The organism is Hungatella sp. (assembly GCF_046966825.1).
The window spans coordinates 1-9,492 of record NZ_JBKVCZ010000193.1 but is presented as its reverse complement, the minus strand read 5'-3'; the positions used below and the strand labels follow the sequence as shown (position 1 = coordinate 9,492).

Genomic DNA, 9,492 nt, shown 5'->3' with positions numbered 1-9,492 from the left:
ATTGCCCGGGACCCCTGCGGAGGGGGTTATTCTCCCTTAGTCCCACCCCCTCGGAATCCCTGAACCTTTCTCTCCCTGCCTCCCGCGCGCCCTTTTCCTCAATACCCTACGCAAAAGTCCACGTTTCTTCAATCCACACCCCCATCAAAATTGACATGGTATTTTCAAACTGATATACTGTCCCTGTGTGCCGTGCATGAGCCGGAAGGCGGAGGCGCGCGTTTTTATGAGAAATGCGTGCTTATTTCCGGTGGACGAAATGGAGAAAGGAAGGAAAAAATGGGACAAATTACGGTAGAAATCTGCTGCGGGAGTTATTATGACGCGCTGGAGGCGGCAGCCGGCGGCGCGGAGAGAATCGAATTAAACAGCGCGCTGGCACTGGGAGGGCTGACCCCTTCTATGGCCGAACTTCTGCTGGTAAAACGGGAAACATCTCTAAAAGTCATCGCCATGGCGAGACCGAGAGGCGCCGGTTTCTGTTATGGGGTAGCGGACTTCAAACAGATGTTTTTTGACTGCCAGATGATGATGGGACACGGAGCGGATGGAATCGCATTCGGCTGCCTGAAGGCGGACGGAACCATCGATTTATCTCAGACGGAGCTGATGGTGAAGGCCATCCGGGAAAAGGGCGGAGAAGCAGTGTTTCACCGTGCATTCGACTGTGTGAAGAATCCGTTTGAGGCCGCGGAGCAGCTGATTTCACTGGGCGTGGACCGGATTCTGACCAGCGGACTGAAAAGCAAGGCTCCTGATGGCTGGCGGCTGTTAAAAGAACTCCAGGATCGTTTTGGAGACAGGATTGAGATACTCGCAGGCAGCGGCATCAACGCGGGCAACGCGAAAGAACTGGCGGAGAAAACCGGCATTGCGCAGGTCCACAGTTCCTGCAAGGACTGGATCGTTGACCCAACCACGGTGGGAGAGGAAGTGTCCTACTCCTACGCGGATTCCCAGCACGCAGCCTGCTTTGAGGCGGTGGCGAGAGACAAGGTGGTAGAGCTGCTTTCCTCTGTCAGATAGTGGTGTATTTATTAAATTTTCTAATATATAATCACCTTAAAGAACTAAAAAATTATTAGATTATCCTCCCTGAAGCTGGGATTAGACAGGGGAATTGAATAAAAATTTCACAATGGAAACTTCGGCAGCAGAATCGATTTATCAAATAAAAAGGGGAACGGCGGCACTGCAGCAGAAAAATTTTAAGATAATTGTATTTATATAAATACAAGACATAACCTGGGTTAATAAGTTTCGTCACAATTTTAACAAGGAATTCTTGTGTTCTATCCCTGTATTTATCTGATAAATGGAAGAATTTCCATAAAGAACACAGTATACAATGTGTAAGTTTCAATTGTTTCGATTCCTGAATTATGTTATACTGTACGAGATGGCAAAAATGCGATTGTCATATTTTGCCGGGAGAGATTAAGAATGTATAGAAAGAGGGTTAGTTAGATGGGTTTGGCTACATTTAAAGGCGGCATCCACCCGTACGAGGGTAAGGAACTGTCGATGAGTAAACCAGTATCGGTACTGCAGCCAAAAGGCGAGATGGTTTTCCCGCTGTCCCAGCATATTGGCGCGCCGGCTAAGCCACTTGTGGCAAAGGGCGACCATGTATTGGTTGGACAGAAGATCGGTGAGCCGGGCGGATTTATATCGGCCTGCATCATCAGCTCCGTTTCCGGAACAGTGAAGTCACTGGAACCGAGAATGGTTGCAAACGGCGCCATGGTGCCGTCCATCATTGTGGAAAATGATGGTATGTATGAGACGGTGGAAGGCTTTGGCGAAGATCGTGATCCAAAGACCTTATCCAAAGAAGAGATCCGTAATATCGTAAAAGAGGCCGGCATCGTAGGCTTGGGAGGCGCAGGTTTCCCGACTCATGTAAAACTGACGCCGAAGGACGAATCCGCCATCGATACGATCATTGTAAACGGCGCGGAGTGTGAGCCGTATCTGACGTCCGATTACCGCATGATGCTGGAAGAACCCTTAAGCATCATCAAGGGACTGAATGTCATCCTCCAGCTGTTCGATAACGCCAAAGGGGTAATCGGTATTGAGAACAACAAGCCTGACGCCATTCAGAAGATGACGGAGCTCGTTAAGGACGAACCGAGAATTACCGTGTGTCCGCTTCTTACGAAGTACCCGCAGGGTGGTGAGCGTTCCTTAATTTATGCGGTTACGGGCAGAAAGATCAACTCCTCCATGCTTCCGGCCGACGCCGGCTGTATCGTGGACAACGTGGATACGGTTATTTCTATTTATAATGCAGTCTGCAAGACAACCCCGCTGATCCGCAGAATTATCACGGTAACGGGAGACGCGATTGCAAATCCGCAGAACTACAGTGTGCGGACAGGTACCAGCTATAAGGAACTTTTAGAGGCTTCCGGCGGCTTTAAGACAGAACCGGAAAAAATCATTTCCGGCGGACCGATGATGGGACAGGCACTGTTCAATTTAGAGATTCCGGTGACGAAGACCTCTTCTGCCCTTACCTGTATGACGAAGGACGAGGTGGCGATTCATGCTCCTTCCGCCTGTATCCGTTGTGGAAGATGCGTAAGCGTCTGTCCGAGCCATGTGGTTCCCCAGATGATGATGGACGCGGCGGAACGCTCCGATATCGAACGTTTTACCGCATTAAATGGTATGGAATGCTGCGAATGCGGCTGCTGTACGTATGTATGCCCTGCGAAGAGACCTTTAACCCAGGCCTTCAAGGAAATGCGTAAAGTAGTTGCGGCAAGCAGAAAGAAAGCGTAGGAGGGTGAAGAATGAGTAAATTATTAAACGTATCATCATCACCTCATGTCAGGGACCAGGTAACAACGAGTAATATCATGCTGGATGTTGCGATTGCCATGATTCCTGCGACTGCGTATGGTGTATATCAGTTCGGAATAAAAGCAGCACTTGTCATTCTTGTGACAGTCCTTTCCTGTGTGCTCAGCGAATACGTGTACGAGACACTCATGGGAAAACCAGTCACGATCAGCGACGGAAGCGCCCTGGTAACGGGTATGATCCTGGCGCTCAACATGCCGCCAAGCATCCCGTTATGGATTCCGGTATTGGGCGGTATCTTTGCTGTTATTGTTGTAAAGCAGTTATACGGCGGCCTTGGCCAGAACTTCATGAACCCGGCTCTGGCGGCCAGATGTTTCTTACTCATCGCATTTGCGGGAAAGATGACTACCTTCACATATAACGACGCGGTAGTAAGTCCGACACCGCTTGCAGCCTTAAAGGCAGGCCAGGCAGTGGATATTCCGGTCATGTTCATCGGTAAGATTCCGGGAACCATCGGCGAGGTATCCGTGATCGCCCTGCTGATCGGCGCAGCTTACTTACTGATCAAGAAGGTCATCACCATCCGGATTCCGGCGGCCTACTTAATCACCTTTGCAGTGTTTGTGTTTATTTTCGGCCAGCATGATCTCATGTATGTGCTTGCACATTTATGCGGCGGCGGCCTCATCTTCGGTGCGTTCTTTATGGCAACCGACTATGTAACCAGCCCGATTACACCGAAGGGCCAGATCCTGTTCGGTATTCTCTTAGGTGTGCTGACCGGCCTTTTCCGGTTGTTCGGCGGATCCGCAGAGGGCGTTTCCTATGCGATCATCATCAGCAACATTCTGGTGCCGCTGATTGAGAAGATTACCCTTCCAAAGGCGTTTGGAAAGGAGGGCAAGTAAGATGAAAAAAGGCGGATTCATGAAAGACGCATGGATTTTATTTGCAATTACCTTGATTTCCGGTCTGCTTCTGGGCGCTGTCTATCAGATTACCAAGGTCCCGATCCAGATGGCCGAGGCGAAAGAGAGTCTCCATAAGTATCAGATTGCCTATCCGGATGCGGTGGATTTTGTATTTGATCAGGCGATTCAGGATCAGGTGGCTGTATCCAAAGAAAACTTAAAGGAGCAGAAGCCTGAGTACGGCAATGTCGCGGTGAGCGTGGCCTTAAAGGCAGTGGATGCTTCCGGCAACGTGATCGGACACATCATAACGGCCTCCTCCGACGACAGCTACGGCGGAACCGTCAAGGTTTCCGTCGGAATCACCAATGAAGGACAGATCACCGGCGTGGAGCTCCTGGAAATCAGTGATACACCGGGACTTGGAATGAAGGCGACAGAGCCTGCGTTCAAGGATCAGTATAAAGATAAGTCAGTAGAAGAATTTACTGTGACGAAGACAGGCAGCACATCCGATTCCGAGATCAACGCGATCAGCGGTGCGACCATTACTTCAAACGCAGTGACTCATGCAGTAGATGCGGCTCTTTACTTCGCAGCTAACTGCATACCGCAATAGGAGGTGGGATCATGAATAAATGTACAGAACGTTTATATAACGGCATCGTAAAAGAGAACCCTACCTTCGTCCTGATGCTGGGCATGTGTCCGACGCTGGCTGTTACGACTTCGGCCATCAACGGATTAGGTATGGGACTTTCCACAACTGTGGTTTTGATGTTTTCCAATATGCTCATCGCGGCGCTCCGCAAGATTATTCCCGACCGTGTCAGGATTCCTGCGTACATCGTCATCGTGGCAACCCTTGTTACCATCGTGCAGCTGCTTTTACAGGCCTATGTGCCCAGCTTAAACGCGGCTCTCGGTATCTATATCCCGTTAATCGTGGTAAACTGTATCATCCTTGGCCGTGCAGAGTCCTATGCCTCCAAGAACCCGGTGATGGCTTCCACCTTCGACGGAATCGGTATGGGTCTTGGTTTTACCATTGCCCTTACAGCAATCGGCCTTGTGCGTGAGATTCTGGGCGCAGGTGCGGTCTTCGGAAAGGTATTCATTCCGGAGGATTACCATATTTCCATCTTTATTCTGGCTCCAGGCGCGTTCTTCGTGCTGGCTGTCCTGACAGCGCTCCAGAATAAGTTCAAGGCTCCATCGGCGACCAACGGTTCCGTTCCCCAGTCCAGACTGGCCTGCGGCGGTGACTGTATGAACTGTTCCGGCTCTTCCTGTATGTCCAATCATGAGATTCTGGAGACAAGAAAGAGACAGGCAGAGGAGGATGCCCTTGCATCGAAGAAGGCCGACCTGGCTAAGAAGGAAGCGGAATTAAAGGCCGCTACCTCGAAAAAAGAAGAATAGGAGGATGGATAGATGAAAGAATTGTTTTTAATCGCGGTCGGCTCAGCACTCGTGAATAACGTAGTCTTAAGCCAGTTCCTCGGTTTATGTCCATTCCTTGGCGTTTCCAAGAACGTAAAAACTTCTGCCGGTATGGGCGCAGCCGTTATTTTCGTAATAACCATTGCATCGTTTGTAACCAGCGTGATCTATAAGGGAATTCTGGTGAATTTAAATCTGGAATTCTTACAGACCATCGTGTTTATTCTGGTCATCGCCGCACTCGTTCAGTTTGTGGAGATGTTCTTAAAGAAGTCCATGCCGCCGCTTTATGAGGCGCTGGGCGTGTACCTGCCTCTGATTACGACCAACTGTGCCGTACTCGGTGTGGCGTTAACCAACGTACAGAAGTCTTACAGCATTTTAGAGAGCGTTATCAACGGCGTGGGTACTTCCGTTGGATTTACCATCGCCATCGTAATGCTGGCTGGTGTGCGCGAGAAGATTGAGCATAACGATGTTCCGTATTCCTTCCAGGGATCGCCGATCGTGCTCATCACCGCGGGACTGATGGCAATCGCGTTTTTCGGATTTTCCGGATTAATTTAGGGGGAGGAGACGAAAATGATAACAGGTATTATCATAGCGGCAGCCGTAGTAGGTATCCTCGGTATTTTGATTGGTGTCTTCTTAGGTGTAGCCAGCGAAAAATTTAAAGTAGAAACAGATGAAAAAGAGATCCTCGTGCGCAACGAGCTGCCAGGCAATAACTGCGGCGGCTGCGGATACGCAGGCTGTGACGCTCTGGCAAAGGCAATCGCCGCGGGTGAAGCATCCGTGGATGCCTGTCCGGTAGGCGGAGCGGCTGCTGCGGGAAGAATCGGCGCCATCATGGGCGTGGACGGCGGAAACGCTGTGAAGAAAGTGGCTTTTGTAAAATGTAAGGGTACCTGCGATAAGACGAAGGTCCAGTACAACTACTACGGCATGGATGACTGCAAGAAGATCACGGTCGTTCCGGGCGCCGGAGAGAAAGCCTGCGTCTACGGCTGTATGGGATACGGTTCCTGTGTCAAGGCCTGCGCCTTCGATGCGATTCACGTGGTTGACGGTGTGGCTGTTGTCGATAAGGAGAAATGTGTGGCCTGCGGCAAATGTGTGGCCTCCTGTCCGAACCATCTGATCGAGCTCGTGCCGTATACGGCGGAGCACCTCGTTCAGTGCAGCTCCCATGATAAGGGCAAGGATGTAAAGGCAAAATGTGAATCAGGCTGTATCGCCTGTACCTTATGTACGAAGCAGTGTGAGTTCGATGCGATCCACATGGATAATAATGTGGCGGTCATCGACTACGAGAAGTGTACGAACTGCGGAAAGTGCGCGGCGAAATGTCCGGTGAAGGTTATTATTTAATGCATAAATGAAATGCGCAGTTTTGTGCGCATGATGGGAAACGGAGTACCGGAGACGGTGCTCCGTTTCTGCATCCGCTGGGGAGCACAGTTTCAAAAGGAGCTTTCTTTATAAGCGCTTTTGCTGCCGCCGCTTTTCTGATATACTGAGAGAAGAGAGCTGCAAAGAATAAAGAAATGGTATATCAAGGTGAGGTGCGGAACGATGAACGAATGGCTGACAAATCTTCTGGTGGCTGTGATTTTACTCTGTGTCTGGGTTTTAGCTGTCCTATACTACTTATCGAAAATGGACAGGAAAAACGAAGAAATAAAACAGGCCTGTACGGAGCGGGTCATAGGGCGGGTCGACCGGATGGCCTCCCTTCTTATCAATGAGGGACTGAAACCATACGGTCAGCCTCTTAAAATGAAATATAGGAATTCCTTTACATACCAAAGAAATATGTTTTACCGTTATTCCTACAGAGGAAAAGAGTACTGGGGAATGGATGGACGGCGGATTACCTCTTTCTTTTCTACGGGAAAGAACGGTACGCCCATTGAACTTTACTGTAATCCCTCCAGGCCTTCACAGTTTTACTGCCCCGCGGAAGACCGGAATATGACCGCTGCAAAGGTTGTGAACGTTTCGCTGGTTACTGTGTTTGCGGCGGTAATATGGATTGCGCTTTTGGTTGAAAGAAAGTAAGTGAAATGGGCTGGAGAGCGGATGGCTCTGCTGCCTCCACTATGAATATGCTCACCCTACAAAAGTCACAATCCAAAATGCCTTGCTAAAAATCGACAGTTTCTAAACGAGTATCCGTTTCTGCGTCATTTCTGACAATTGTAAAAAAGCCGCTGTTGAGCCATTCATCGTAAATTTCCTGGCTATTGAATTTTGCTAAACAGTTATGGAAATTCTGCAAGGTTTTTTCGGATCTACAGCCTGTTTAATTTGAGATAGAAGAAACAGTTTTTCCTCATCATCTCTTTCAAAAAACATATCTACAGATAATGATTGAGGTGACAGCATAATTTGGCTGCGCTTTCTATATTTGCTCTTTATAAATTATGGAGGCGAAACGAAGATGAAAATGAAAAGGACGGAATGAAGTAACCGGACAAGCTGTTTTGTAATGCTTGTGGTATCCAAAATGGAGCCAGACTTTCCAAAAACGTGCGGTAAGGAGTTGTGACGTAATACGTTTTCTATTCTTTTAATCAATAAAATATAAAAAACTGTTGACAGTTTATACTGTAACATGTATTATTACAGTATAAACTGTAACATAAATTATAACAGTAGTGACGGCGGCGGTAGCGACAGCAATAATCGCAGTAGCAGCAGCAACAGCAAAACAAGTCTAAGTATACGGCCACAGAGCTCACCATAGTGAGCTGGCAGGATTGCCAGCACGTGAAACGAGAGGCGACCGGTCCAAAACGAAAGGAGTATTCAGTATGAACACAAGAGAACACACAGAGATGAAGATGAGGGGCAGCGCGGATGTATCGTATCTTGGAAGAACCGTGGATGAGATGGTATGGAAGTTTATGGAGGAACAGGAGATCCCGGGACTGACCCTGGCGATTGTTCAGGCACCCTATATTCCGCGGGTTGTGGGATACGGATTTTCAGATGCCGGACAGAAGCGTCTTGCATCGGTGAATACACTTTGGCCGGCAGGCCCTATTTCCCAGGGATATGCGGCAGTGGCGGTCATGCAGCTGTACGAGGACGGAAGCGTGGATTTGGACGCGCCTGCCGCAGCGTATGTGGATTCACTCCCGGAACAGTGGAAGAGCATTACGGTTCGTCAATTGCTTCATCACGCTTCGGGGCTTGCGGATTACAGGAAGCAGGAGGGATTCAGCCTCACGAGAGAGTGGACGTTTGAAGAACTGATCGGTCTGACTGCGGAACTGCCTCTTCAGTTTGAACCTGGAACAGAGGTGGCTCAGAGTGCAACGAATTTCCTCCTTCTGACCGAAGTGGTCGAGAGAGTGAGCAAAATGGCGTATCAGGAATTCGTCAAGAAGAATCAGTTTGAACTCCTTGGGCTTAAGCATACATCGTTTTCGGAGGGTCTCTCAGCATTTCATCAGGAGGATTTATCCTTGAGTGAATACGTTCACCAGATATTCAAGACCGACGGCCGGTATATTGATCCGGCGGAGACGGCTGTCAGCTACCAGAGCGACGGAAGTGCGTTTCCGCAGATGCATTCCTCCGCTCTCCGCGGTTTTGGGGACGTGTGGGCGTCGGCCCAGGATATCTCCTTCTGGGATATCGGTCTTGCTGGCGGTGTCCTGATCAAAAAGCCGGAAGACAGGGCGGTTGTCTATGCGTCATGGAAGCTTCCCGATGGACGGACCGTTCCGGGCAGCGCCGGATGGCAGTTCTACCATCACAGAGGCCTGATGGATATTAAAGGCTCCGTACCCGGATTTTCCTCTTTCTTAAGCCGCTTTACCCATCCGGAGGAGCTGGTATGCGTCACCCTGATGGCAAACAAGGAGGGCGTGGATTTCACGAATCTGGGAAGAAAGATCGCCGGCGCCTTCGGAGATCTCCTGTCCACCAATTACGATGATACGCGGCTGTTCCTGATGGAAGGCCAGTTCTCGGCAGATGAGACGGTGAGCAGGCTGGAGAAGCAGTTAAACGCACTTGATATTCCGGTGTTTGCCAAATTCGATCATGCAAGGAACGCGGCGGAGGCAGGATTGGAACTGAGACCGACAACGGTTCTCGTATTCGGAGCACCGAAGGTTGGAACCGGACTCATGCAGGCGGACCAGAGCATCGCGCTGGAGCTTCCTCTTAAGATCGCAGTATGGGAAGATGAGGCAGGAAGCACCTGGCTGGCATTTCCTAAGATGAAACCAGTGGCGGAGGAATACAGCCTGGGAGATCACCCGGTGATCGGAAATATGCAGAAGCTTCTGGAAAGGCTGGTAAAGAA

Annotated in this window: 9 protein-coding genes; all 9 read left to right on the top strand. The window is 49.6% G+C overall.

Annotated elements, in window-relative coordinates; translation table 11 throughout:
• The first annotated feature begins 279 nt into the window (after positions 1–279).
• Positions 280–1,026, top strand: coding sequence for a copper homeostasis protein CutC (locus tag ACLTD4_RS31390; RefSeq protein WP_117623691.1), 747 nt, complete (start codon positions 280–282; stop codon positions 1,024–1,026).
• Positions 1,027–1,467: 441 nt separating this feature from the next.
• Positions 1,468–2,790 carry an electron transport complex subunit RsxC gene (gene rsxC, locus ACLTD4_RS31385; protein WP_055655707.1) on the top strand — a complete coding sequence of 441 codons (1,323 nt, stop codon included), beginning with the start codon at positions 1,468–1,470 and terminating at the stop codon, positions 2,788–2,790.
• 11 nt (positions 2,791–2,801) lie between these two features.
• Positions 2,802–3,725, top strand: a complete 924-nt coding sequence (locus ACLTD4_RS31380; protein ID WP_412331862.1) for an RnfABCDGE type electron transport complex subunit D — start codon at positions 2,802–2,804, stop codon at positions 3,723–3,725.
• A 1-nt stretch (position 3,726) separates the two neighbouring features.
• Positions 3,727–4,347: an RnfABCDGE type electron transport complex subunit G gene (locus ACLTD4_RS31375; RefSeq protein WP_117623692.1), complete on the top strand. Its 621-nt coding sequence runs from the start codon at positions 3,727–3,729 to the stop codon at positions 4,345–4,347.
• An 11-nt stretch (positions 4,348–4,358) separates the two neighbouring features.
• A complete protein-coding gene (gene rsxE / locus ACLTD4_RS31370; RefSeq protein WP_117623693.1) occupies positions 4,359–5,150 on the top strand; it encodes an electron transport complex subunit RsxE in 792 nt (263 codons plus the stop codon).
• Positions 5,151–5,162: 12 nt separating this feature from the next.
• Positions 5,163–5,738 (top strand): electron transport complex subunit RsxA, encoded by a 576-nt coding sequence (gene rsxA, locus ACLTD4_RS31365; protein WP_002600142.1) that lies wholly within the window; start codon positions 5,163–5,165, stop codon positions 5,736–5,738.
• Between the two features lie 15 nt (positions 5,739–5,753).
• Positions 5,754–6,542, top strand: a complete 789-nt coding sequence (locus ACLTD4_RS31360; RefSeq protein WP_055655711.1) for an RnfABCDGE type electron transport complex subunit B — start codon at positions 5,754–5,756, stop codon at positions 6,540–6,542.
• 204 nt (positions 6,543–6,746) lie between these two features.
• Complete coding sequence (locus ACLTD4_RS31355; RefSeq protein WP_117623694.1) at positions 6,747–7,232, top strand: hypothetical protein; 486 nt, start codon at positions 6,747–6,749, stop codon at positions 7,230–7,232.
• Between the two features lie 755 nt (positions 7,233–7,987).
• The coding region (locus tag ACLTD4_RS31350) for a serine hydrolase (protein WP_412331861.1) at positions 7,988–9,492 on the top strand (1,505 nt) is incomplete at its 3' end.